At 65.6% G+C, this 24,866-nt stretch carries 23 protein-coding genes; 8 read left to right on the top strand and 15 right to left on the bottom strand.

The window, feature by feature from the left end; translation table 11 throughout:
• The first annotated feature begins 23 nt into the window (after positions 1–23).
• A complete protein-coding gene (locus tag LWC34_RS34655; RefSeq protein ID WP_233729478.1) occupies positions 24–2,018 on the top strand; it encodes a PQQ-dependent sugar dehydrogenase in 1,995 nt (664 codons plus the stop codon).
• Between the two features lie 47 nt (positions 2,019–2,065).
• Here LWC34_RS34655 and LWC34_RS34660 read toward each other — a convergent pair whose 3' ends face one another.
• The 6 genes from LWC34_RS34660 to LWC34_RS34685 form a co-directional block, all read right to left on the bottom strand.
• The gene (locus tag LWC34_RS34660) at positions 2,066–2,494 is read right to left on the bottom strand and encodes an RICIN domain-containing protein (protein ID WP_233729479.1); all 429 of its coding nucleotides are present in this window, start codon (positions 2,492–2,494) and stop codon (positions 2,066–2,068) included.
• 130 nt (positions 2,495–2,624) lie between these two features.
• Entirely contained in the window at positions 2,625–3,911 is a 1,287-nt protein-coding gene (locus LWC34_RS34665; protein ID WP_233729480.1) for an MFS transporter, read from the bottom strand.
• Between the two features lie 162 nt (positions 3,912–4,073).
• Positions 4,074–4,892: a lysophospholipid acyltransferase family protein gene (locus LWC34_RS34670; protein ID WP_233729481.1), complete on the bottom strand. Its 819-nt coding sequence runs from the start codon at positions 4,890–4,892 to the stop codon at positions 4,074–4,076.
• Positions 4,893–4,936: 44 nt separating this feature from the next.
• On the bottom strand, positions 4,937–5,719 hold the full coding sequence (locus LWC34_RS34675) for a GNAT family N-acetyltransferase (protein ID WP_233729482.1): 783 nt from the start codon (positions 5,717–5,719) through the stop codon (positions 4,937–4,939).
• Positions 5,720–5,916: 197 nt separating this feature from the next.
• Positions 5,917–6,876 carry an electron transfer flavoprotein subunit alpha/FixB family protein gene (locus LWC34_RS34680; protein WP_233729483.1) on the bottom strand — a complete coding sequence of 320 codons (960 nt, stop codon included), beginning with the start codon at positions 6,874–6,876 and terminating at the stop codon, positions 5,917–5,919.
• Between the two features lie 25 nt (positions 6,877–6,901).
• A complete protein-coding gene (locus LWC34_RS34685) occupies positions 6,902–7,687 on the bottom strand; it encodes an electron transfer flavoprotein subunit beta/FixA family protein (protein ID WP_233729484.1) in 786 nt (261 codons plus the stop codon).
• Between the two features lie 257 nt (positions 7,688–7,944).
• Here LWC34_RS34685 and LWC34_RS34690 point away from each other — a divergent pair, with 257 nt between their 5' ends.
• The 5 genes from LWC34_RS34690 (at position 7,945) to LWC34_RS34710 (ending at position 14,864) form a co-directional block, all read left to right on the top strand.
• Complete coding sequence (locus tag LWC34_RS34690) at positions 7,945–8,787, top strand: DegV family protein (protein ID WP_233729485.1); 843 nt, start codon at positions 7,945–7,947, stop codon at positions 8,785–8,787.
• 315 nt (positions 8,788–9,102) lie between these two features.
• Positions 9,103–11,229 carry a putative bifunctional diguanylate cyclase/phosphodiesterase gene (locus tag LWC34_RS34695; RefSeq protein WP_233729486.1) on the top strand — a complete coding sequence of 709 codons (2,127 nt, stop codon included), beginning with the start codon at positions 9,103–9,105 and terminating at the stop codon, positions 11,227–11,229.
• A gap of 68 nt (positions 11,230–11,297) precedes the next feature.
• A complete protein-coding gene (locus LWC34_RS34700) occupies positions 11,298–12,062 on the top strand; it encodes a class I SAM-dependent methyltransferase (protein ID WP_233729487.1) in 765 nt (254 codons plus the stop codon).
• A complete protein-coding gene (locus LWC34_RS34705; RefSeq protein WP_233729488.1) occupies positions 12,059–13,576 on the top strand; it encodes a 1,4-alpha-glucan branching protein domain-containing protein in 1,518 nt (505 codons plus the stop codon). Before LWC34_RS34700 ends, LWC34_RS34705 begins: the two co-directional genes overlap by 4 nt.
• A gap of 37 nt (positions 13,577–13,613) precedes the next feature.
• The gene (locus LWC34_RS34710) at positions 13,614–14,864 is read left to right on the top strand and encodes a glycosyltransferase family 4 protein (RefSeq protein ID WP_233729489.1); all 1,251 of its coding nucleotides are present in this window, start codon (positions 13,614–13,616) and stop codon (positions 14,862–14,864) included.
• A gap of 9 nt (positions 14,865–14,873) precedes the next feature.
• Here LWC34_RS34710 and LWC34_RS34715 read toward each other — a convergent pair whose 3' ends face one another.
• The 4 genes from LWC34_RS34715 to LWC34_RS34730 form a co-directional block, all read right to left on the bottom strand.
• Positions 14,874–15,629, bottom strand: a complete 756-nt coding sequence (locus LWC34_RS34715; RefSeq protein ID WP_233729490.1) for an acyltransferase — start codon at positions 15,627–15,629, stop codon at positions 14,874–14,876.
• A 237-nt stretch (positions 15,630–15,866) separates the two neighbouring features.
• Positions 15,867–18,275, bottom strand: coding sequence for an FxSxx-COOH system tetratricopeptide repeat protein (gene fxsT, locus LWC34_RS34720; protein ID WP_233729491.1), 2,409 nt, complete (start codon positions 18,273–18,275; stop codon positions 15,867–15,869).
• Between the two features lie 43 nt (positions 18,276–18,318).
• Complete coding sequence (locus tag LWC34_RS34725) at positions 18,319–18,585, bottom strand: effector-associated domain 2-containing protein (protein WP_233729492.1); 267 nt, start codon at positions 18,583–18,585, stop codon at positions 18,319–18,321.
• Positions 18,528–18,899, bottom strand: coding sequence for a nucleotidyl cyclase domain-containing protein (locus LWC34_RS34730; RefSeq protein ID WP_233729493.1), 372 nt, complete (start codon positions 18,897–18,899; stop codon positions 18,528–18,530). The genes LWC34_RS34725 and LWC34_RS34730 overlap by 58 nt, the downstream gene beginning before the upstream one ends.
• A 103-nt stretch (positions 18,900–19,002) precedes the next feature.
• Between LWC34_RS34730 and LWC34_RS34735 the strand changes: the two genes are divergently transcribed.
• Both LWC34_RS34735 and LWC34_RS34740 read left to right on the top strand, forming a co-directional pair.
• Complete coding sequence (locus tag LWC34_RS34735; protein ID WP_233729494.1) at positions 19,003–19,671, top strand: Crp/Fnr family transcriptional regulator; 669 nt, start codon at positions 19,003–19,005, stop codon at positions 19,669–19,671.
• Positions 19,672–19,754: 83 nt separating this feature from the next.
• Positions 19,755–20,012, top strand: coding sequence for a hypothetical protein (locus LWC34_RS34740; protein ID WP_233729495.1), 258 nt, complete (start codon positions 19,755–19,757; stop codon positions 20,010–20,012).
• Positions 20,013–20,389: 377 nt separating this feature from the next.
• Here the strand turns inward: LWC34_RS34740 and LWC34_RS34745 are convergent, their stop codons facing one another.
• The 5 genes from LWC34_RS34745 to LWC34_RS34765 are packed head-to-tail and all read right to left on the bottom strand — an operon-like array spanning position 20,390 to position 24,727.
• Positions 20,390–21,550 (bottom strand): THUMP-like domain-containing protein, encoded by a 1,161-nt coding sequence (locus LWC34_RS34745; RefSeq protein ID WP_233729496.1) that lies wholly within the window; start codon positions 21,548–21,550, stop codon positions 20,390–20,392.
• A gap of 3 nt (positions 21,551–21,553) precedes the next feature.
• Positions 21,554–22,507 (bottom strand): class I SAM-dependent methyltransferase, encoded by a 954-nt coding sequence (locus LWC34_RS34750; protein WP_233729497.1) that lies wholly within the window; start codon positions 22,505–22,507, stop codon positions 21,554–21,556.
• Positions 22,497–23,276 carry an enoyl-CoA hydratase/isomerase family protein gene (locus LWC34_RS34755; RefSeq protein ID WP_233729498.1) on the bottom strand — a complete coding sequence of 260 codons (780 nt, stop codon included), beginning with the start codon at positions 23,274–23,276 and terminating at the stop codon, positions 22,497–22,499. Before LWC34_RS34755 ends, LWC34_RS34750 begins: the two co-directional genes overlap by 11 nt.
• A 28-nt stretch (positions 23,277–23,304) precedes the next feature.
• Entirely contained in the window at positions 23,305–24,117 is an 813-nt protein-coding gene (locus LWC34_RS34760) for an ABC transporter ATP-binding protein (protein ID WP_372496685.1), read from the bottom strand.
• 52 nt (positions 24,118–24,169) lie between these two features.
• Positions 24,170–24,727, bottom strand: coding sequence for a Uma2 family endonuclease (locus LWC34_RS34765; RefSeq protein WP_233729499.1), 558 nt, complete (start codon positions 24,725–24,727; stop codon positions 24,170–24,172).
• Positions 24,728–24,866 lie beyond the last annotated feature (139 nt).

A 24,866-nucleotide genomic window follows, 5' to 3' on the forward strand; every position in this document is an offset into this window, starting at 1 on the left:
CGGCTGGCTTGGCAGCTGTCGCCGTGACTTTCACCATCGCACCCGCTGCCACTGCGGCCCCTGTCCTTCTCTCGCAGAACAAGCCGGTCAGCGTCTCGACCACCGGCGGGAGCGGCTACGCGGGCGGCAATGCCGTCGATGGCAGCACTTCGACGAGATGGGCGAGCCAGAAGAACATCGATCCCGCGTGGATCTACGTCGATCTCGGCTCTGTCGCTGCCGTCAGCCAGGTCAAGCTGACGTGGGACCTGTCGTGCGCGAAGGCCTACCGCGTCGAGCTGTCGACCAACGCGACACAGTGGAGCAGCATCTACGAGACCACGAGCGGGGATGGCGGCGTCGACGATCTCACGATTGGCGGAAACGCGCGCTATGTCCGGGTCTTCGGTACGACGCGTTGCCGGACCGGCTCGGCGTACGGCTACTCCCTGCAGGAATTCCAGGTCTACGGCACGGTTGGCGCTGACACTGAGCCGCCGACAACGCCGGGTAACGCGAGGGCCAGCGAGGTCACGTCGACAAGCGTGAAGCTGGAGTGGGACGCATCGACCGACGACAAAGGCGTTGTGGCGTATGACATCTTCAACACCGGCCAGCTCGTCAAGACGGTCAACGGCAGCACGCTGTCCACGACAATCACTGGCCTGACGCCGAACACGAACTACGGGTTCTACGTCAACGCCCGTGATGGCGCGGGCAACGTTTCCCAAGCCAGCAACACGGTTTCGGTCAAGACCCCGCCAGATGTGGTCGACGACGAACCGCCAACCGCGCCGGGCATCCTGCGGTCCACCGCCAGCACCGCGAACAGCGTTTCGTTGGCATGGAACACATCCAGCGACAACATCGGCGTCAAGGGATACAACGTCTACTCATCCGGTGAGCAGGTCGGGACCACGACCGGGACGTCCACGACGATCAGCGGTCTCCAGGCGAACACCACGTATCCCTTTACCGTCAAGGCTTTCGACGCTGCTGGGAACCTTTCCCCGAACAGCAACCAGATCTCGGTGACCACCAAGGCTGGCGGGGACGTCATCGGCGAGGTCAAGCAGGTCACCACGAGCACTGACGTGCCATGGGGCCTGGTGAACCTGCCGGACGGTTCCGCCCTGTACGCCGAACGGGACACCCACAAGATCACCCGGGTTACCCAGTCCGGCACCAAGAACACCGTCGGCACAGTGTCCAATGTGTCTGGAACGGATGGTGAAGGTGGCCTGCTCGGGTTGGAGATCTCGCCGACTTTCGCGCAGGACCACTGGTTGTACGTCTACCACACCAGTCCGAGCGACAACCGGATCGTCCGGATCAAGTACGAGAATGGCGCTTTGGGACAGTCGCAGGTCCTGCTGACCGGCATCGTGCGCAACAAGTTCCACAATGGCGGCAGGCTGCGGTTCGGCCCTGACGGCAAGCTTTACGCGGGTGTCGGGGATGGACAGAGCGGCAACCGGGCGCAGGACATCAACTCGCTCAATGGAAAGATCGTGCGGCTCAACCCCGATGGATCAGTTCCGTCGGACAACCCGTTCCCCGGCAAGTACGTCTGGAGCCTCGGCCACCGCAACATCGAAGGCCTGGCGTTCGACTCGCAGGGCAGGCTGTGGGAGGCCGAGCTCGGCAACTCCGTGATGGACGAGCTCAACCTGATCAAGAAGGGCGGCAACTACGGCTGGCCAAGCTGTGAGGGCACGTCCGGATCTGAATGCGGCAACACCTCGTACACCAAGCCCGTCCGCACCTGGGGCGTGTCCAGCGCGTCCCCCGGCGGCCTCACGATCGTCAACGACACACTGTTCATGTCCTGCTTGCGCGGCGAGCGGCTGTATCGCATGAAGATCAACGGCAGCGGTACGGACACCCCGGTCGCCTACTTCCAAGGCGCCTACGGCCGGTTGCGCACGGTTGAGCCGAATCCGGTGACCGGCGGCCTGTGGCTGACAACGTCCAATGGGGACAAGGACAGCACCGGCAACAACAGCAACACCAAGATCCTCAACGTGGCCCTGAACTGATCACCCCAGGGATGCCGTGCGGCCATCCGCACGGCATCCATGAACCTTCACCAACGCCAGATCTGGGCGGGACCGCCGGTGATGTTGGCCGAATAGACACGGGAGTTGGAGCCGACCGTGAGCGCCTTGTCACGGTCATTGGCCACCGCGATGATGCCGGTCGACCGCACGAAGTTGAGACTCTGATACGCGTTCCGCCCGCATGTCTCCAGGAACACGTAGCCGCCGCCTGGAGGTGCCTCGACGCACAGACCGTTGGCGACCGCGGTACCGAGCAGATTGGGGCCCATGTTCCAGTTCGCCTCATAGGCGTTACAAGTGCCCACGTACACCGGGCCACCGCGGTACACCTGCCCAGCCACCACGGTCAGGCACCTGTTCCCATCAAAGGTGCCGATCAGAGTCGCGGCCGAGGCAGGCGACACCAGACCGACGAACGCAGCCACGAGAACCGGAATCATCAGGAGTTTTCGCATACCTCGATGCTTGGCGCGAACTCGTCCCGGACACCAGAGGACATGCACCCAAATGGGCCGGGAAACTGTCCCGATTGGTCACCCCGCGCGGACCGCTTGTCGGAGCGGAAAGTGCCCGCGCGGGGTGAGTCTACTTGCGACCAGGCCGGACCAACAAGACACCGATCACTGCGATCGCAGCCATCGAAACGTCCAAAATGGCCATAGCGAACGACGGCTGTTGCGGGGAAGCCAGCAAAGACAGCAGAACACCACCGGCACCAACAAGCACCGCACTAGCCACACGTTCGGACACCTGCAGAGCGGCCGTATTGGCGCCCTGTTCCTGCAAAGTCGAGTACCGCATGGTCAGCACGCTCAGGCTGGAGTACCCCAATCCCATCCCCGAGCTCGCCACAATCCACGCCACGAAAGAAATCCAGCCCCAACCCCACGTCGGCGTGACCAGCAACATCCCCAGAGCACCCACGGCGAGCAGCGTGAATCCCCAGCGCACGAACACAAGCCGGTCAATATCGGGGTTACGCGCAGGCAACACGGCCGCAGCCGACCAGGCCAAAGCACCGACAGTCAACGGAAGCCCAGCCAGAACCGGCGAATACCCATGCACAGCAGTCAAAGTCAGCGTGACGTACACCTCGATCGCCGTGTACGCACCCGCAAGCAAACCACGCGCCAAGATCGTCACAGGCAAACCAGGCCGAGCGGCCAGAGTCCCCTTGGGCAACAACCGGAACAGCGACGGCAGCAATACCGAAACCCCAGCGATCCCCAGCAAAAGCGTCGCCAGCGAAGGATGTTCGGCCGCCCAAGTCAAAGCGGCGATTCCCAGAGCCGCCGCCACAGCAGCCAACGCGAGGCCAGGCCGAGCAGCGTCCGCACTGTCTACCCCAACAGGCAGTTTCCGCACGGCAGGCAGCAACAACAACGCTCCCACCGAGGCAAGCGGAACCAGACCGAGGAAAACCCAACGCCAGCTGGCATGTTCGGTGAGCAGTCCGGCCGCGGCCGGGCCAACCAGTGAAGGCAGCACCCACGCCGCGCTCAGAATGCCGAAAGCCGCAGGCTGAGCCCGTTCCGGGAAGACGTAGGCGATCATCACGTAGATCGCGATGGAGATCGTCCCGCCGCCGAAGCCTTGCAACGCACGGCCGATCAGCAGCATCCACATCGACTGGGCCAACCCAGCGACCAAGAGACCGGCCATGAACAGGATCACGCCGGTATAGAGAGCGAACGCCGGACCGCGCCGGTCGCACAGCCGCCCGGCGAGCACGTTCGCGATCAGGCTGGTGACCAGGAACACCGTGAAGGGCCACGAGTACAGGTCGCCGCCACGCAGGTCCGCGACCATCCGGGGCATCGCCGTGTTCACGCCGAGGTTCTCGAACGCGACCAACGTCACCAGCAGCGTCATACCTATTGAGACAGCACGGTATTGAACTGTCCACAATGAAGTTTTCGGCTCGGCGGTCGTCGTCACAGCAGCGAGTCTGCAACTTCAAGCCCACTAGAGGTCAAGAAAGACCTCGTGAGTGGTTAGCCGGGTTAGAACACGAATAACCACTCACGAGGGTTCTTATGCGACGGCCAGTTTGGGGTGTTCCCAGTCCGGCAGGGTCTGCGTCCGGTTCAGCGTGTCGCGCACGGCGGCCTGCGTCATCTCGGCGAGTTCCCTGCGGTTGGCGGCTTTGCTCGGCTCGATCGGGTCGAGCACGTGCACCTCTAGCACCAGGCCCTTGGTCCGCGCGGTCCGGCGCAGCGACGTGACCAAGGTCTCGTCGCCGATGAACGCGGGCGCGGTGGTGTCCCGGCCATCGGTGAGCCGGTAGCGGATCACGAACGGGATGACCGGCACGTCGGCGTCGATCGCCGCCTGGAACATCGCCGGGCGGAACCGGCCGCTGGCCAGCCCGCACCACGTGGTGCCCTCGGGCGAGACGTTCACCAACGAACCCGCGCGCATCGCCTTCATGAGCTCGTCCTTCGCGGACGGCAGTGAGCGGAGGTTTTCGCGGTCCATGTAGACCGTGCGAGCGGCGGTCGCGAGCTTGCCGATGATCGGCCAGCTCGCCACTTCCTTCTTCGCCTGCGCGCGCATCGGCTGGACCGCGTTCACCGCGACGATGTCGAGCCACGAGATGTGGTTGGACGCCACCAGGGCGCCGCGCTCGGCGTCCGCGTAGTCACGCAGAACCTTGCCGTTGTGCACCTCGATGCGGACCCCGAACGCGCGCGCGATCCGGCGGAACCACCACCTGACCCAGCTTTCGCGGTGCCGCTTCGACAACAGCGGCATCATCAAGGCGATGAACGGCCCGGTCAGCAGTACCGCGACCGCCGTGACCAGCCGCCACCAGCGGCGTGGATGGCTGACCGCAGGCGTTTTCCCCGACATGCAGCTGGAACCACACGGTGATTCCGGCTGCCACAGATGTCCCCTCACCCTTGCTCCCCCAGGAAGAACTTCACGTACCGTGGGTCGACTTTGGCGATGTCCAGCAGCACGAACAGATCGGCGACGTTGAAGTCGGTGTCCAGTGCCGGCGGACCGCACACCCACGCTCCGAGCCGCAGATACCCCTTCAGCAGCGGCGGAACCATGGTGCGCGCAGCCGGGCGGACGCCGTCCGGCTGCCACGGGCGCAACGGACGCACCCGGTACTCAGGCGGTGACATGTGGTTGTCCCTGACCATGTTCCACACCGCGGCGGCGAGGTGGCCACCGTCGGCGAGGGGCACGGAGGCACAGCCCGCGAGCATCGTGCGGCCGGTGAGCAGCATGTATCTCGCGATACCCGCCCACATCAGGCTGACGACCGAACCAGACCGGTGATCCGGATGTACGCAGGACCGGCCGGTCTCCACGATGCCCGGCAGCAACGACCGGACGCCGCCGAGATCGAACTCGGTCTCGGAGTACAACCGGCCAGCCCCGGCTACCCGGTCCGGCGGCAGGAAGCGGTACGTGCTGACGATTTCACCCGTCCGGTCCTCACGGACCACGAGGTGATCGCAGTGCTCGTCGAACTCGTCGACGTCGAGCCCGGTGTCACCGGACTTCAGAGTTGCGCCCATCTCCTCGGCGAACACCTGGTAGCGAAGTCGCTGAGCAGCGACGACTTCCTCGGAGTCCCGAGCGAGCAGCAGTGAGTAACGAGGTGCGTCCTCCGGCAGTTCGGTTCCGGCCTGTGCAGTACTGACGAGCACCTGCGCCTGAGTCATGGAATCGTTCTACTCGCGAGAGATGACCTTCGACAAGCCGACTTTCTGACTCGTCAGTGGAAAATAGGTGAATACCCTGAGAAGGGGTCACTCCAAAGGACGATGCCGTCGGGAAGATCACTTACGGCGAGGATCAGGGAATAAAATGGCCCCCGCGAGACAGTTCCTCGCGGGGGCCGGACCTGGGATGATCTTGATCAGCCCTTGCGCTTGCCGATCTCCTCGGTCAACTGCGGCGCGACCTGGAAAAGATCACCGACCACACCGTAGTCGGCGATTTCGAAGATCGGCGCCTCGGCGTCCTTGTTCACCGCGATGATCGTCTTCGAGGTCTGCATTCCGGCGCGGTGCTGGATCGCACCGGAGATTCCGAGCGCGATGTACAACTGCGGCGAAACGGTCTTTCCGGTCTGCCCGACCTGGAACTGGTGCGGGTAGTAGCCGGAGTCGACCGCGGCACGAGAAGCACCGACCGCGCCACCGAGCGCGTCGGCGAGCGCCTCGACGACCGAGAAGTTCTCCGCGCTGGCGACACCACGGCCACCGGACACGACCACGGACGCCTCGGTGAGCTCCGGACGGTCACCGCCGACGACCGGCTCGGTGCCGGTGATCTTGGTGGCCTTGGCGGCGTCGACCGCGGGCACCTCGACGGCGCTCTCAGCGGCCGCGCCTTCGGCCTGCTCGGGCTCAACGCTGCCCGCGCGCACCGAGATGACCGGAACACCCTTGGTGGCCTTGGCTTTCGCGGTGTACGCGCCACCGAAGACCGAGTGCGTGGTGGTGCCGTCAGCGTCGATGTCGACCGCGTCGTAGAGCAGACCAGAGCCGATCCGGATCGCGAGACGACCAGCCACCTCCTTGCCCTCGGCGGTCGCCGGTACCAGTACCGCGGCCGGAGATGCCTGCTCCACAAGGGAAGCGAGCACGTCGACGGTCGGGGTGATCAGGTACCCCGCGGCGTCCTCGGACTCCGCGACGTAGACCTTGGCCGCGCCGTACGAGCCGAGCGCGTCCTTGACCTTGCCTGCCGTGCCAGGCGCGCCGACAACGACGGCCGACGGCTCGCCGAGCCTGCGGGCCAGCGTGAGCAGCTCGTAGGTGACCTTCTTGACCTCGCCGTCGAGCGCGTCGACGAGGACCAGAACCTCTGCCATGACTAGTTCTCCTCCTCGGCGCGTCTCAGATGAGCTTCTGGGAGACGAGGTACTCGGCGATCTTGCTGCCGCCGTCGCCCTCGTCGGTGATCTGCTGGCCTGCCGCGCGCGGCGGCTTCGGCGCGGATTCGAGCACCGAGGTGGCCGCGTTGGCCAGGCCGACCTCGCTCGCGTCGATGCCGAGATCGGCGACCGTGAGCGTGGTGACCGGCTTCTTCTTCGCGGCCATGATGCCCTTGAAGGACGGGTAACGCGGGTCGTTGATCTTCTCGCCGACGCTGATCACCGCCGGCAGGCTGGCTTCGAGGAACGTCCGGCCGGTGTCGGTCTCCCGCTCGACCTTCACGCTGCTGCCGTCGATCTCGACCTTGCGCGCGTGGGTCAGCGAGGGCAGCCCGAGCAGCTCGGCGATCATCCCGGGGATCGCGCCGCCGACACCGTCGGTCGACTCGTTCCCGGCGATCACGAGGTCGTATCCCTCGACCGTGCCGATGGCCTTGGCTAGCACCTTCGCGGTCTGGATGATGTCGGCACCGTGCAGCGACTCGTCGCTGACGTGCACAGCCTTGTCCGCGCCCATCGAGAGGGCTTTGCGGATCGCGTCGGTGGCCCGCTCGGGACCGACGGTCAGCACTGTCACCTCGCCGCCCTGCGCCTCTTTGATCTGCAGGGCCTCTTCGACGGCGCGCTCGTTGATCTCGTCGAGCACGGCGTCCGCCGACGCACGGTCCAGAGTGTGGTCAGCACTCGCGAGCTTGCGCTCGGAGTAGGTGTCGGGCACCTGCTTGACCAGGACAACGATGTTTGGCATGGGTCTTCTTCGACCTCCTGACTACTACAGGTCTGCTGTGTCTCTCAGTGGGTAGACGATCCCACGCCGACCCGGTGCGGGCGCGGTGGCCTGCAACACTCCGTCGCTATGTTACCCATCGGTAGCATTTTCACTCGACATGCCCGGCGTGACGGTACTCACCCGAGCCTCCGACGTGCGACGGAAACGGTTGGCCGGGCCAAGTGGATCACTACTGATTGCGTCCATCCGGGTGATAACAGTTAATCTCGCTTCCCATGCACGGCCGTGTAGCTGTAGTGACCGACTCGACCGCTTGCCTTCCGGCAGATCTCGCCAGGCAGTGGGGGGTTTCGATCGCCCAGATCCAGATCAGGATCGGCGACAAGGTCAACGAAGAGCAGTTCGTCCCCGCCGACCACCTGATCTCGGCGATGCGAAACCGGACCCCGGTGACCACCGCACCGCCCGACCCAGGCACCTTCTACCGGCTCTACCAGCAAGTCGCCCAGTACGCGGACGCGATCGTGTCGATCCACGTGTCCTCCCGTCTTTCGGAAACCTGCAAGGCGGCCAGCCGCGCGGCCGGCCAGATGCGAATCCCCGTGCACATCGTGGATTCGGCCACGTGCGGGATGAGCCTCGGCTACGCCGTGCTCGCCGCGGCCAGAGTCGCTGGTGCGGGCGGAAACCCGCGCCGGGTCATCGACGCGGCGGTCAAACGCTGCCGCGCGAGCTCCGAGCTGATCTACGTGGACACGTTGGAGTACCTGCGGCGGGGTGGCCGGATCGGCGCCGCCGCGGCCCTGGTCGGCAGCGCGCTGTCGCTCAAGCCGGTGCTGACCGTCCAGGAAGGCCAAATCGCGCCACAGGACAAGGGGTTCGGCGCCGATCGGGCACTGCGCAAGATGGTCGAGACGGCCGTGTCGCGGGCTGGTGAGGGCATGGTCGACATCGCGGTCGAGCACTTCGGCAACATGGGGCGGGCCTCGACGATCCTCGAAGAACTCAAGCCACGGCTGAACCACGTGCGCGACGCCGTCATCACCGAGGTTTCGTCCTCGATCGGCGTCCACGTCGGACCTGGCGCTGTCGGCATCACGGTGTCCAGAGCTGAATAGCCCAAGAGGGCTGTTACTGGTGACACACCGTCACGTCCGGGCAACGGCAACCCTCCGCCGGACAGGCCGATCAGCGTCCGCCAGTCGCCCGATGGCGTCATGTCGCCGTTCCTACTCTACGGAAGGATTTCCCCTGCTTACGGCCGTGATCAGGTCGGATGTCGAGCACGACCGGCCTGATCCGCACTGACCGGCGTTCCCCCGATCGAGCGAAGCCGGTTGGCCCGTGGCCGATCAAGCACCACAGTGGGTACGCTCTCGCCACGGAGTACTCCATGCTCCGGCTCCACCCGGCACTTAACTGGGCAGAGGGAAATGACCTCACCTCTCCACGACGGCTCACGTACGCCCACCCGCACACCCGCGGACAACGCCAGGGCGCGCGTGAAGGTGGCCCGCAAGTGGGCGTACCTGCTCAGCTCGAGCACGTACCTGCCGTTCTCCCAGCAGGAGATCGACCAGGCCATGCACGAGCTGCTCGACGTCGTGTTCTCGGCGGCACTGAGCGAGCCGTTCAACCCGGAGCTGGCGATCGGCGTCGGCAGCCGGTTGGTCGACATGCGCTGCACTGGCCCGACAAGTTTGCGTCGAACCATTGACGTGCTTGGCAAAGCGCTGCTCACCGAGCCCGAGCTCTACCGGATGGACGACAAGCGCGAAGAGCGCTCGGTCCAGCTGCTCGGCGTGATCGCGTCGGACTACCTGGAAGCGGCCCGTCAGTTCATCTTCACCCAGCAGGAAGACATCAAGGAAGCGCTGGTCCGCGCCGGATCGGACGCCCAGCGCCAGATGCGCGCGACCCAGGCGAGGTTCGACGCGATCTTCACCTCCTCGCCGAGCGGGATCGCGATCGTCGACCTGGCCGGCGCGTTCGTGCGCACCAACCCGGCGTTGCAGACCATGTTGGACCGCACGAACTTCGACGACGTGACGCTCTTCGACGTGGTCGACCAGGACGAGGCGCCGTTCGTCAAGGCAGCCTGCCGTGACCTCGCCGACGGCTGGGCCGAGCGGCTGCACCAGCAGCGCAGGATGATTCGCCAGGACGGCGAGGCCGTACGCGCCAACATGTCGATAACCGTGTTGCGGGACAACGGTTCCACCCCGACTCACCTGCTGGTCAGCGTGCAGGACGAGACGGAGATGTCGCTGCTGCAGGGCCAGCTGTCGCACCAGTCGCTGCACGACGTGCTGACCGGCCTGCCGAACCGCCAGTACTTCACGACACGGCTGGAAAGCGTGCTGCGCCAAGCTGATTCACAGGCCGGTGCGACCCTCTACCACCTGGACCTCGACGCCTTCTCGATGATCACCGACGGGCTCGGCCGCAGCGTCGGCGACCGCGTGCTGATGAACGTCGCCCAGCGGCTGCGAGCCGTTGTGGCAGGCGAGAACGCGATGGTCGCCCGGTTCGACGGCGACGAGTTCGCGATCATCGTGCAGAACTCGGACACCACACCGGACGTGATCGCGATGATCACGTCGATCAACCAGGAACTGGCCGAGCCGATCTACTTCGACGGCTGCGGTGTGGCCGCGTCGGCGAGCATCGGTGTCGTGCACAAGCCGCCAGCCGACTCGGATGTGACCGAGCTGCTGCGGACCGCGGACATGACGCTGCGGCGCGCGAAAGCCAACGGCAGGCGCCAATGGGGCCTGTTCGACTCGGACGCCGACACCAGGGACCGCTCAAGGTTCAGCCTCGCCGCGCAGATGCCCGGCGCGCTGGAGATGGGCGAGATCACGGTCGTCTGCCGCCCACAGGTCCGGCTGTCGGATGGTGCGACCACGGGCTTCGAGGCGATGTTGCGGTGGGAGCACGAATCCGAGGAGATCCCGTACTCGCTGTGCCTTGACCTGGCCGAGCAGACCGGCCTGATCGTGCCGCTGCGGGACACGATGCTGCAGGAAGCGTGCAAGCAGATTCAGGCGTACAACACGGAATTCGCTGCCCAGCTGCCGCTTCTCGTCGCGCTGACGGCGAACCAGGCGTGTGATCCCGATCTGGTCGGCTCGGTCCTGATCCACCTGACCGAGACTCACATGGACCCGTCGCTGCTCCGGATCAGCATGCCAGCGTCGGTCCTGCTGGCCGACCGTGGCGAATCGGTCGACAACTTCGGGATGCTGGCCGAGAACGGCATCGCCATGGAGGTCCACGACTTCAGCGCGACCGACGTCGAGTGCCTTGAGGACTTGCCCGCGTCCTCGGCCCGGATCGCGCCGCGCCTGGTGGAACGGCAGCGCTCCGGCAAATCCAGCCTGATCGAGCGGTCGTTGCGGGACCTGATCGAGGTGTCACATCTGGCCGGCGCCTCCGTGACGGTCGATGGCATCTCGTCCGAGGCCGAGGCCGCGTGGTGGCACTCGGCGGGCGCGGATTTCGGCCTTGGCACGCATTTCCAGCCAGGCTCGGCCGACCTGCACGACCTCAAGCGCTGACCGGGGCTGCGCGTGGTGCACGCCACCGGCATTCAGACGAAATCACTACCGACCGGTAGCCTGCCGGAGTGACGGCTGACCCCGCTGTGTCGGACCCCGCTGGCTTGCCGCTGACCGGTGAGCGCACCGTGCCCGGCATCGCCGAGGAGAACTACTGGTTCCGTCGCCACGAGGCGGCCTACATAACACTGTCTTCGTATTGCCGGGACGCGATCGTCCTCGAGGCGGGCTGTGGCGAGGGATATGGCGCCGACCTGCTGGCGCAGGACGCGAAGGCCGTGATCGGCTTGGACTACGACGTGCTCACCACCGAGCACGTGGCCAGGAAGTATCCGCGGGTGGCGATGCTGCGGGGCAATCTGGTGATGCTGCCGTTCGCGTCCGGTTCCATCGATGTCGTGGCGAACCTGCAGGTCATCGAGCATTTGTGGGAGCAGGAGCGGTTCCTGGCCGAGTGCTCGCGGGTGTTGCGGCCCGGCGGCCGGTTGCTGATCACGACCCCGAACCGGATCACGTTCTCGCCCGGCCGGGACACCCCGCTCAACCCGTTCCACACCAGGGAACTCAGCGGGTCCGAGCTGACCGAACTGCTGGTCGGAGCCGGTTTCACCGTCGAGCTGATGGCTGGTTTGCGCCACGGCCCCGCCCTGCGAGAGGCCGATGCGCGGTTCGGGTCGATCATTCGGGCGCAGATGGATGTCGCGGTCTCCGGTGGGCCATGGCCCGCTGACCTGCTGACCGCTGTGGAGGCTGTGACCAGCGCGGACTTCGAGATCGTCGAGGCCGACGTCGACGCGAGCCTCGATCTGGTCGGGGTGGCGATCAAGCCTTGAGCAAACCGATCGGAACGTTCAGCCTCGTCCTGCACAGCCACCTGCCCTGGCTCGCCCATCACGGCTCGTGGCCGGTCGGCGAGGAATGGCTCTACCAGGCGTGGGCGCACTCGTATCTTCCCGTTGTCGACCTGCTGCAACGGTTCGCTGACGAGGGCCGTGAAGATGCGCTGACGCTTGGCGTCACGCCGGTTCTCGCGGCACAGCTCGACGATCCTTATTGCCTGCGCGGTTTCCATGACTGGCTGGGAAACTGGCAGCTTCGGGCGCGTTATGCGGGGACCCGTTGGCAACGCGAAGACCCTTTGCTCTCAGACCTGGCCGCTGCCGAACATCGGGCCTCCGAAAAAGCGTTGACCGCGTTCGAAACCCAATGGCGGCACGGTTTTTCGCCGGTTCTCAGGCCACTTGCCGACTCGGGTACGATCGAACTGCTTGGTGGTCCGGCCACGCATCCTTTCCAACCATTGTTGGACTCGCGGATTCGGGACTACGCCTTACGTTTAGGCCTGACCGACACGCGAATCCGGATCGGCCGCCAGCCCGAAGGCATCTGGGCGCCGGAATGTGGTTACGCACCAGGCATGGAAACCACTTACGCGGCCGCTGGCGTGCAACGGTTCCTCGTTGACGGGCCGTCCTTGAAGGGCGATACCGCGGCCGCACGCATGGTCGGCGACTCGGATGTCGTGTGCTTCGGCCGTGATCTCGAAGTCACGTACCGGGTTTGGTCGCCGAAGGCCGGATATCCCGGACACGCCGACTACCGCGACTTCCACACCTACGACCATCCCTCCGGGCTCAAACCTTCCCGTGTCACCGGCAAGCACATCGAGCCGTGGGACAAGGCGCCTTACGACCCGACGCGTGCAGCTGTTGCGGTGCAACGACATGCCGATGACTTTGTGGACACTGTGGTCAACCGCCTCAAGGGCCTGCCGGAGAATTCCCTTGTCGTGGCGGCATATGACACCGAGCTTTTCGGACACTGGTGGCACGAAGGCCCGGCGTGGCTTGAAGCCGTTCTGCGCAAGCTGCCCGAGGCAGGCGTTCGCGTGACCACGCTCAAGGGCGCGCTCGACGCCGGCCACTTGGGACCCAAAGTGGATCTGCCCGCGTCTTCGTGGGGTTCCGGCAAGGACTGGCGCGTGTGGGACGGCGAACAGGTGGCCGATCTCGTGGCCACTGGCGCTGATCTCCAGCACGACCTTCTATCCATTATGGACACATTTGGCGCGACCGCGCGGAACCTGGCGGCCGATCAGCTTGTCCGCGAGGCGTTGCTGGCGTTGTCCAGCGACTGGGCGTTCATGGTCACCAAGGACTCCGCCGCGGACTACGCGCGGCGCCGCGCCAAGGTGCACACCGAGCGGTTCGGCGAGCTGGCCGAGCTGCTCCGGCTCGGTCACATCGACCGGGCGCTTGCCAGAGCAACCGAGCTCAACGCGGAGGACTACCTGTTCGGCCATCTGGACGCGCGTAAGCTACCAAGCGATTGTTTGGGATACCCGTGAGTAGCTCCGCCGCCGGGGATGCGAGGATCAAGCCCTTATGCGCGTGTTGATGTTGTCGTGGGAGTACCCGCCGGTGGTCGTCGGCGGGCTGGGCAGACACGTCCACGCGCTGGCCAAGAACCTGTCCGAGGCAGGCCACGAAGTCGTCGTGTTATGCCGCCAACAGGCCGGCACCGACGTCACAACACACCCGACGACCGACGACGTGCTCGAAGGAGTCCGGGTCATCCGGGTCGCGGAAGACCCGCCCCACCTGGTGTTCGAGCGCGATCTCGTGGCATGGACGCTCGCCATGGGGCACGCGATGACCCGTGCGGGCCTGGCGCTGTTCAAAGAGTGGCGCCCTGACGTGATCCACGCGCACGACTGGCTGGTCACGCACCCCGCGGTCGCGTTGGCTGAGGAAACCGGGAAGCCGCTGGTCGCGACGATCCACGCGACCGAGGCCGGACGGCACAGCGGCTGGCTGTCCCAGCCCTTGAACCAGCAGGTCCACTCGGTGGAATGGTGGCTTGCCAACCGCGCGGACGCGTTGGTGACGTGCTCAAGCGCGATGCGGACCGAGGTCGCACACCTTTTCGATCTCGACCCCGCGGACATCACGGTGATCCACAACGGCATCGAGCCGCGTTCGTGGCGTGTGCCCGCGGCGACCGTGCAGGCGACGCACAAGCAGTACAACCCTGGCGGCGGGCCGATTCTGCTGTTCTTCGGCCGCCTGGAATGGGAAAAGGGCGTCCAGGACCTGATCGCCGCACTCCCGCGGATCCGTCGCTCGCACCCGGGGACGCGGCTCGTGGTCGCGGGCAAGGGCCGTCACGAGACCGAACTCGTGCAGGACGCCCGCAAAGCGCGCGTACTGCGATCTGTGGACTTCGTGGGGCATCTGACGGATCGCCAGCTCGTCGAGGCTCTCGCGGCGGCTGATGTGGTCGTGCTGCCCAGCCGTTACGAGCCGTTCGGGATCGTCGCACTGGAGGCTGCTGCCGCCGGGGCGCCTCTCGTGGCGTCGACGGCGGGCGGGCTTGGCGAGGTCGTCGTGCACGGCGAGACCGGGCTTTCGTTCGCGCCAGGCGACGTTGAGGGCCTCGCGGCGTCCGTCCGGACCGTTTTGGACGATCCAGCCGCTGCCCGGCGCCGGACACGCGCTGCCAAGGCACGGCTGACAAGCGACTTCGATTGGCGCAGGATCGCCGCGGCGACGGTTGAGGTCTACGAGACGGCGCGGGTGGCGAACCATGGGCCGCTCGGCCGCCCGAAGATCGCCACCGGCAACGCTTTCATCTAAATCTTCCCCTCACGAATCCTTGAGGATCTTCTGCACGGCCTCGCGGGCTTTGCGGTCCATGTCCGCGATCGCCGCGCGGCGCGCGGCTTTGGCTTCGTAGTCGGCAAGGCGGTCCCTGACGACCTTCGCGGGCGTGCCCACCGCGATCGCGTAATCCGGAATGTCCCCGCGTACCACCGAATGCGCGCCGAGAACGCAGCCTCGACCGATTCTCGTTCCACGCAGGACCGAGACCTTGGTGCCGATCCACGTGTCCGGACCGATCCGGACCGGCGACTTGACGATGCCCTGGTCCTTGATCGGGATGTGGATGTCCTCGACGACGTGGTCGAAGTCGCAGATGTACACCCAGTCCGCGACCAGTGACGCGTCGCCGAACTCGATGTCGAGGTAGCAGTTGACCACATTGGCCCTGCCGAACACGGCCTTGTCGCCGATCCGCAGCGAGCCTTCGTGGCAGCGGATCGCGTTGCCGTCGCCGATGTGCACCCAGCGGCCGATCTCCATCCGGCCGTAGCCTGGCCGGCAGTGGATCTCCACGTTCTTGCCGAGGAACACCATGCCGCGCAGGATGATGTGCGGGTTGAGCAGCCGGAACTTCAGCAGCCGGTAGTAGCGGACCAGGTACCACGGGGAGTACGCCCGGTTACGCAGAATCCAGCGCAGCGAGTCCATCGTCAGGAATTTGGCCTGTTGCGGATCGCGCCGCGCCCGCCACCAGCCACGAGCCCTCGCGGCCATCGGCGAACCCCACATCGACGTCATAAGCGTCACGGTAGTTGACCACCAGCGGCCACCTCACACCCCCGCCGTGTCCACCACTCCGACACACCGTGTCCACCACTCCGACACACCGTGTCCACCGTTCCGGCACACCGTGTCCACCGTTCCGGCACACCGAAACACACTTTCCAGCACAGTGAGTCGCACGCTGCATCTGTGCTCGTGCATTTCCCTGTTCCGGAATGGTGGACACGGTGTTCTGGAACGGTGGACACGGCTTTAGATGATGTCCACTGTGCAGAAGATGCGGAGGTTTTCCGCTGCTGCCTTTGTTGCCGGGTGGCCCGCTCCGAGGGATGCACGCAGGCTTGCGACGCTCTGTTTCTGCAGCTCAGCGGACTCGTCCAGCTGGCCGAGGCCGCGCAGGTGCAGTGCGAGATTCGTGGCGATGAAGCTGGCGTACGGGTGATCAGCGGGCAGGCCGCGCCGCGCACGCTCCAAAGTGTCGTTGCCGAGGTCACGCGCGGCGGCGTACTGCCCGGCTCTGGCCAGGTCGTTGGCCAGATTCGCGGCGCACACCAGGCTGAACGGGTGGTCCTCGCCCAGTGCCGAGCGCATCCGGTTCATCGCCTTCTCGTTCAAGCCGCGTGCCGTGGACAACTCACCGAGGACATGCAGCGTGACGGCCACATTCGTGGCTGCGGCAAGGGTGAATGGGTGGTGTTGCCCCCAGGCTCGCTGGGCCAGTGCGTGGACGTGCAGGCCGAGCCTGCGTGCCTCTTCGAGCCTGCCGAGCTGCCGCAGGGCCACCGAGACGTTCATCGCGGCCGAGATGGCTTCCGGCGCCGACTCGCCGTACCTCCCAATGAGACCGTCGAGCGCGACTTGGCCGAGCGGCAACGCGTTCGCCGCGTCACCCGCCAGACGTCTTGCCGCAGAAAGGGTTCCGGTCGCGCGCAATGTCATCGCGTGCCGGATGCCGACGTGGTCACGCAGCCGCTGCACGGTGTCTTCCTGAACCTGACAGGCTTCCAGCCATCTGCCGCATGCGATCAGATCGAGCGCCCAACTGCTCAAGGTGGACAGTGTGGATCGGTGATTCTCGCCAAGGAGATCGGTTTTCCGTTCTGCCGCGTCCTCGTTGAGTGTTCGCGCGGCGTCGAAGTCGCCACACAGTCGCAGCGCCGCCGCGTACTTGGTCGCCGCTTCCAGCGTGTCGGGATCGTCCTCACCGAACGCGCTACGGGCTCGCTGGTACGCGAACTTGCCCAAAGCCATCCCGGACACGAATTCCCCAGCAGCACAAAGGTCTTCGGCGACGGATTGGGCCGACAACAGAGTGTCCTCGTGGTCCGAGCCGAGGTTCTCCCGCGATCGTGACACAGTGGACTCTCCGATTCGACTGGCCTCTTCGAACAGTCCCGCTTGCCGTGACGACCGTGCCAGCCAACGGGATGCCACCAATGCTTCCCTGCTGCCATCGCGCCATCGATCCACAAGGGACTTCGCAAAGGCGCGCGCGTCGTCTGGATGTCCCCATGTTGACAAGAAGTTCGCCATATTGAGAGCGGACCTGCGGACCTGCGGATCACCTGAGTCGGCAACCCCGCTGGCCAGCATGTGCGGCAGCAGATCGGCGTACCGCGACCAGTTCGCCACGTTCTCCGGATCGTTCGGATCGGCTTGCGCCAGCAGCGCGTGCGCGTCGCGTCTGTGCAGTTCGTCGTGCGGGATCCGGCTCGTCAGCTGGAATGTGTCGGTGCGATGGTCCACCTTGGCCAGTCCACGTGCGCCTGCCTGCCGGATCGCGCGGCTGAGCATGACCGGGTCCATCCCGGCGAACAACGCGCGCGAAATCGGCGCGTCCGCGAAGAACGCGCAGACTTTCAGGGCATCTTCGCAGTCGGTGTCCGGGGTCTCACGTGGCCAGGAGACGTCCAGAGCGTTGCGCGCGGGCGTATGCGATGTGACGACCACATGCCCAGGGCCAGTGGGGAAGAACGGCCGTACGTCGTCGATCCGTTCGGCGTTGTCGAAGATCAGCAGGGAATTCCGGGTGCGCAAGGCATCGAGGACAGCGGGCACCGCGGCTCTGACACTCGGTTCGACCGGCAGCTTGAGCCGCAGCGCGAGTTTGACCAGGGCGATCCGGACCTGCGTCGGGTGCGCGGCCGGAATCCACCAGACGATCTCGTGATCCGTGGCGCGCCGGTAGGCGTACTCGATGGCAAGTTCGGACTTTCCCGGACCGATCAAGACGGCCGGGCTGCGGTCCCTGATGTCGGCAAGCTGTTGCGCAAGCGGCGTGAAATCGCATGCGCGGGGCGGTATTTCGCCCCACACCACCGGGTGCTCGGTTCGGACAGCGCCCCGCTGGCGCGGCACGTCACCGCCGAGCATCTGCCGCGCCCACGACACCGCCCGCGATCTTGGCTCCAGTTCGCCAAGAACCCGCAGGAACGCCGACAACGCGCCAGGATGCTGGTCGCATGCCAGCAGGATGCTGTAGATGTGCTGCCGGGTCGATGGGAAATGCCTGACCTGCAAGGGCAGGCCAAGATGCTGGGCGACCAGGTCGAGGCACAGTCCCCGACCGATCGGATCGCGCAGCACCTGCACCTGTTCCAAGGTCTCGACGACCGGCTGCCAGACATCCCGCCGCCGTCCCAGGCCAGCCAACGGCCACACGGTTGCACCTCCCGTGTTATTCAGCGCCCGCATTGGGAATAGCTCAGTCGACCGAATCCGACAACAGCAGCCGCTGGATACCCTCCAATCGGCGTACTCCCCCGGAGTCGCCGTCGAGCTGGCGGACCGCCTCGATGAGGGCGGGCATGCCCTGTTCATGCCGAAGGCAGGTCCGTACCAAAGCGAAAACATGCATCCTGGTCACCGGGCTGTACGGCACCGAATTGGCGATGACGGGCGGCAGCAGGTCGATCAGCATCGCCCGGCTGTTCGGCTCACGGACGAACGGGAGTTCGAGCAGAGCGTCCACGACGGAACCGCACTCGGTTCCTGAGCGATCACGTCGTGAAAGAAGTCGTTCGACGCGATGAGCGCGAGCATGCCACCGCTCTGTGCCAAAGCGGACTTCGCCGATTTGGCATCCAGGATGCGGAACGCGAGATTCACCGCGTGGCTGACCACACCGTCGGGATTCTCGTAAACCTCGCCGCGATGCAGTGCGACGCGCAACTGCACTCGCGTTTCCAGCGTGCGCACGTCGTTGTACCGGCGCAATGCCGCGAAGGACACGCGCAGCATGTCGTACAAGCTCTCGTGGATCGTGCGCAGGTCACGACGGATCACTCCCCATAATCGCCGCCCCAGGCCGGTGTGGCGAGTCCAACCACAGCTGGCAGCTGGGTGAGAATTGTTGTGTTCCAGGTCGTTTACTTGGCAACCTGTTGGAGTGGACACAGGTCCGGACAGTTTCTGGGAGAGGCTGACAGCCGCGGAACGCGGTGTGCTCGAACAAGCCTCATCGCGGCGTGGCTACACGCCGGGTGAGTACCTTTGTCATGAAGGTGACCAGTCCAAGCACGTGATAGTGGTGATCTCCGGACACGTTCAGGTGATCACCCACACGCAGGACGGCAGGGAACTCGTGATCGCGCTGCGCAGCGCGGGCGACATCCTCGGCGAGATGGCAGCCCTGTACGACCAACCCCGCACGGCAACCCTGCGCGCACTGGACAAAGTCGACGCGATCACCATACCCAGCAACAGATTCATCCACCTGGCGCAGACCCGGGCGAAGCTGTCGTGGACCCTGCTCGGCGTCCTGCACGCCCGCTTCGGCGAACTGAACCAGCAACGCGCGGAATACGGCGGCGGCACCGCAAGCCATCGCGTGTATGCCCAAATCGCGCAGATGGCCGCGGAGTACGGAAAACGCAACGGCTCGTCCATCGAGATCAAAGCGGGGCTCACCCAACAACAACTCGCCGACGGCGCGGCGACGTCCCGCGAGTCATACGCTCGGGCGCTGCGGGTCTTGCGCCAGCGTGGCATCATCAGCACAGGTCGCGGCTGGATCCGCGTTCACCACCTTGACGAGCTACGTCGATTGGCTCGTTAGTGCCCCTTCTGTGTCAGTTGACACAGAGATTCCGCGCCATTCCGGGTTTCATCAGTATCACGAAACCCGAGGAGGGGGCGCAGATGGACCCGTTTCTTCCAGCTCCGGACCCAGGCAGGTGGCGCCGCGGATTCTTCGCCGCGTGCATCGCGATCCCGTTCACAGCCATGCAAATCTGGGCGATCACGGTGGTGCTGAGCACCGCGACCATGGACGGCGCGGCAGGACTCGCGTTCCTCCTCGCCGTCGGGGGCTCGGTGGTCGCGGTGCTCGACGGATGGCGCTGGGCATGGCGCCTCGGCCGCAACTCGGCCGAAGGAGTACCCGAACCAGCACGATGATCTCGCTCGCTACCGATGGAGCGGGACCGCCGGCCCGAGGGGGGTCGACGGTCCCGCTACCCCAATCGTGTGACCGGTGTGGCTTCGCATGGGGCTCGGCCAGTCAGCGAAACGAAGTCACCTTTTGCTGCCTCGCCTCATGGGGCTGTCTGAGGCGAGGCAGTGCTCCCAGCGGTCGGGCGTTCGTGCCGCGCCCCCTGTGGACAACCTCAGCACGACAACCGAAACTGTCAGACCCCTTCGGTAACGTAAAAATCAGGGATCCCCTTGGTGGAATTCCTGTTGCGGTGAAGCATGGGCGAGGCGCGGCGGATGCAGGTCAGGCTTCAGGGCGCCGATCAAGCTCCGCGATACCGAGCAAGCCTTCGCGGCGTGGGTCAGGCTTCGGCAGGGATGCGTTCTGCTTTGCACAGCAAGGCTGTTGGCGTCTGGCCGATTCGGGTCAGCACCACGGTCGCCTCCGCCTCTCCCCGCAACTTGAGGCGGGGGCGCACAGCGTTGGGATCCACGTCCAACCCACGAACCAAGATCTCCAGTCGCCCAACGCCATGCTTGCCAAGCACTTGACGCAACGACTTCTCTGAGTACCGACCGTACTCAATCATCCGGAACGCCCGGATCCCCGGCGGCGGCCGATCCCCGGTCAAGTAAGCGATCCGCGGATCCAGCTGCGCCAACCCATGTGCGGCCGCGTAATGCCGCACGAGCCCAGCCCGGACCACGGCACCATCCGGGTCGATGATCCACTCCGCGGGCGCGGTCACCGGGCAGGAATCCGGCGACGCGTCCGTGATCGTCCACGGGTCCATTGCGGACCGAAGGACCGTTGCCCGACGCTGAACACCAGGCGTGGCAAGCGATCCGGTCCACAGGCACGATTCGCGAACAGAGCCGTCGAGCGAGACCAACTCGATCTCCGATGCCCACGGGACATCCGCGGGATCAATCCCCGGCGCGCACTTCACGGCCATGTCCCGGTCACGGTACACCGAGGCCAGAGCATCCAGCGGCGGCGTGAAATCAGCCGGACGCCACCGCCGCCGACCCGAAGAATCCCGGCGGGCAGGGTCGGCGAGGATCGCGGCATCCCGTGTGACCGGATGCACAGCGTCCGCCTGAACGATCGGGCGCCCTGTGTTGTGCCGCGCCATCGCCACACGCACCGGATCCAAGTCCGAACCAACCGCGAATCCGGGAAAATGCACGAGTTCCGTGCCGATTGAGCACGTCACATCATGGACGACGCGACCTGAAAACCGTTGCGCTCGATGTGCCGCAACCTGCCACGGCGTTGCCTGCTGCAAAGCGTCATCCGTGAACAGCCAGCCAGTGACGTCCAGTTTGGACACTGCCTTTCGGCGCAGCAGCACCGTTTCCAACAGCATCGGTGCGCGGTCGCCGAAAGAACGACGCGCCGAACCGACGTCGGCGAGGTGAGTCGCCGACGTCAATGGCAGTTTGTCGATCTCCGCGAGGGCCGCTTCACCGGCCGGTGAGCCGAGAAAAGCGACATCCTCAAGGGTGAAGCGGTATCCCACGGCTCACGGCTTGGTGCCGGTGATCATGACGTTGTAGAACAGCTCACGCGGCGCCAGACCACGCAGGATGTTCTCGTCCACCCAGGACAGTCGCTGCCAGGCCCGGTAGGCGAACATTCGCCAGCCGAACGTCAGCTTCTCCTGTGGCACAGCGGCTTCGAATGTCCGCACCGGCCAGCCGAACAACGCGGCCGCCAGCTCTTCGGTCTTCGCTTGCACGTTGGCGCCGCCTGCGTCCCTGACCAGCTTCTCCAGCTCGGTCGGGTCGAAGGTGTGCAGGTCGACGACCGCTTCAAGGGCTGCGGCGCGCGAGGACTCGTCGAGCTCCTCCTGCGGACGGCGCCAGGAGTTCAGCGCGGGCAACTTGGTGATGTTCGTGGTCAGCCACCACGTGATCTGGCCGAGTTTGCGCGCGTACGCGTTTCCGATCTTCGTCGGCTCGCCCGCGAACACGAACCGGCCGCCCGGCTTGAGCACGCGCAGGACCTCCCGGAACGCCGTGGGCAGGTCGGGGATGTGGTGCAGCACCGCGTGCCCGACGACCAGGTCGAAACTGTTGTCGTCGTACGGGATCCGCTCCGCGTCGGCCACTCGGCCGTCCACGTCGAGTCCAAGACCGCGAGCGTTGTTCAGTGCGACCTGGACCATGCCCGGCGACAGGTCCGTGACCGAGCCTTTCTTGATCACGCCGCCCTGCATCAGGTTCAGCAGGAAAAAACCCGTGCCACAGCCCAGTTCCAGCGCCGTCTCGTACGGCCAGTCGTTCTTGCCCGCGACGGATTCGAAGCGGCCGGTGGCGTACTCGATGCAGCGCTCGTCGTACGAGATCGACCACTTCTCGTCGTAGGTGCCCGCTTCCCAGTCGTGGTACAGCACGTTGGCGAGCTTCGGGTCCTGCCAGGCCGCCTCGACTTGTTCGGCCGTCGCGTGCGGGTTGGGCGCGGGGTCACTTGCCACTGAAGGTCGCCTTTCCTGGGCCGTTGGCGATGAAGGACTCCATTCCGGCAGTCCGGTCCTCGGTGGAGAACAGTCCGGTGAACAGCGCGGTCTCCAAGCGCAGACCGGCGTTCAAGTCGCCGTCCAGCCCGCCGTCGATCGCGGCCTTCGCCGCGGCCAGCGCACGAGTCGCGGCGCCGGTGAACTGGCCAGCCCACTTCCGCGCGGCCGTGTACACGTCGTCGGGCGCCACGACCTCGTCGACCATGCCGATCCGGAGTGCCTCTTCGGCCTCGACGAACCGGCCGGAGTAGACGATGTCCTTGGTCTTGCTGGGGCCGATCAGCCGCGCGAGCCGCTGCGTGCCGCCCGCGCCGGGGATGATGCCAAGCAGGATCTCCGGCTGGCCGACCTTGGCGTTGTCGCCCGCGATCCGCCGGTCGCAGCACAGCGCCAGCTCGTAGCCGCCGCCAAGCGCGTACCCGGTGATCGCCGCGACCGTCGGCTTCGGCAGTTCGGCGACGATCGTGAGCGTCTTGGACAACTCGGGGGCGTAGTCCGCGATGTCGGTATGCCCCATCTTGGCGAACTCTTTGACGTCCGCGCCGGCCGCGAACACCTTCGGGCCGCCGTAGATGATCACGGACTTGACCTCGGGCCGCTCGCCCGCCTCGATCGCCACTTCGCGCAACTCCGCCTGGAGCTGCCGGTTCAACGCGTTCATCGGCGGCCGGTCCAGCCGGATGGTGCCGATCCCGTCCGCTACCTCGAGCTTGACGAACTCACCCATGCTCGGAGGTTACCTCCCAGTAGCCAGCTCAGGCGCGGCGGGCGAAGAAGCGATCACCCGAGCGTTCCAGCTGCAGCTGCTGGCCGAAGGTCGCGGTGAGGTTCTCGCTGGTCAGCACGTCATTGATGAGGCCTTGAGCGACAACGGCGCCGGACGAGAGCAGCATCAGGTGCGTGAATCCCGGCGGGATCTCCTCGACGTGGTGGGTGACAAGGATGGTCGCGGGCGCGTCCGGGTCGAGCGCGAGCTCGGTGAGCCTGGCCACGAGGTCCTCACGACCACCGAGGTCGAGACCGGCAGCGGGCTCGTCGAGCAATAACAATTCGGGGTCCGTCATCATCGCCCGCGCGATGAGCACACGCTTGCGCTCGCCCTCGGACAACGTGCCGAACATGCGGTCAGCGAACCGGCCGACCCCAAGACCGTCGAGCAACTCCCGTGCGCGCCCAGTGTCCAGCGACTCGTACTCCTCGCGCCACCGGCCCATCACGGCATAACCGGCGCTGACGACAACGTCGATCGCCTTCTCATCCGGCGGGAACCGGTTGGCCGTCGCGGCGGAGCAAAACCCGATCCGCGGCCGCAGCTCGAACATGTCGACCTTGCCAAGCTGCTCGCCAAGGACATGGACGGCACCGTTGGACGGGTGCATCTCCGCGGCGGCCATTCGCAGCAGGGTCGTCTTGCCCGCGCCGTTGCCGCCGAGGATCACCCAGCGTTCGTCGAGTTCAACGCTCCAGTTGACCCCCGTGAGCAGCTTGCTGCCGCCACGGCGCACGCCGACATCGGCCATGTGCACCACAAGGTCGTCGATGTTGTCCGGGACGCTCTGCTCACTCACGCCTTCATTCTGTCGTCCGACCCACTGGCCCGGGCCAACCGGGGGTGGTGGGTTACGACACGAGGTCGCCAACGTTCACGGTGAGTGGCGCGGGCGTGGTGACCGAGAGCACGTCCTGCACCTCGGCATTGAGCTCGTAATCACCGTCGATCAGCTGGAACGCGGTGATCGAGACCGGAGCGTCGAGATCGACGATCCAGTAGTCCGGAATCCCAGCCTCGGCATACTCCTTCAGCTTGGTCATCCGATCGATGCGACGTGAGCCAGGCGAGATCACTTCCACGGCGAGCAATACAGCCTCGCCCTTGACTCGTGCTGGGTTGGTCTTGCCCACCACCGCCGGAATCACCATCAAGTCCGGCACCCGGACCGTTGGCGGATCGTTGTCGAACACCACAAGCTCGAACTCCGGTAGGACGCGCAGTTCTGCCGGGAGCTGGGAGCGTAGCTGGTAGAGCAGCTCGCTGATAGCCCATTGGTGGTTATGCACCGGGCGTGGTGACACCTGCAGTACCCCTTCGGCGAGCTCGTACTGGCGGGAGTTGTCCTCCGGGAGGGCATCCCAATCCGCCAGAGACAGCAGGTGGTCCGGCCACATCACAGAGCTCACTGTGCACCCCTCCTCAGCCAGTGCTCAACCCCATTGTCTCATGACCTGCGGTTATCCCCCTACTTCGACGCTTACCGTCCATTGACTTGATGCTCCGAACGGCTGGCTTGCCGACGCGATCGAGCCAGCCTGTCGGTGA

Source organism: Kibdelosporangium philippinense (assembly GCF_021390435.2).
GTDB lineage: Bacteria > Actinomycetota > Actinomycetes > Mycobacteriales > Pseudonocardiaceae > Kibdelosporangium > Kibdelosporangium philippinense.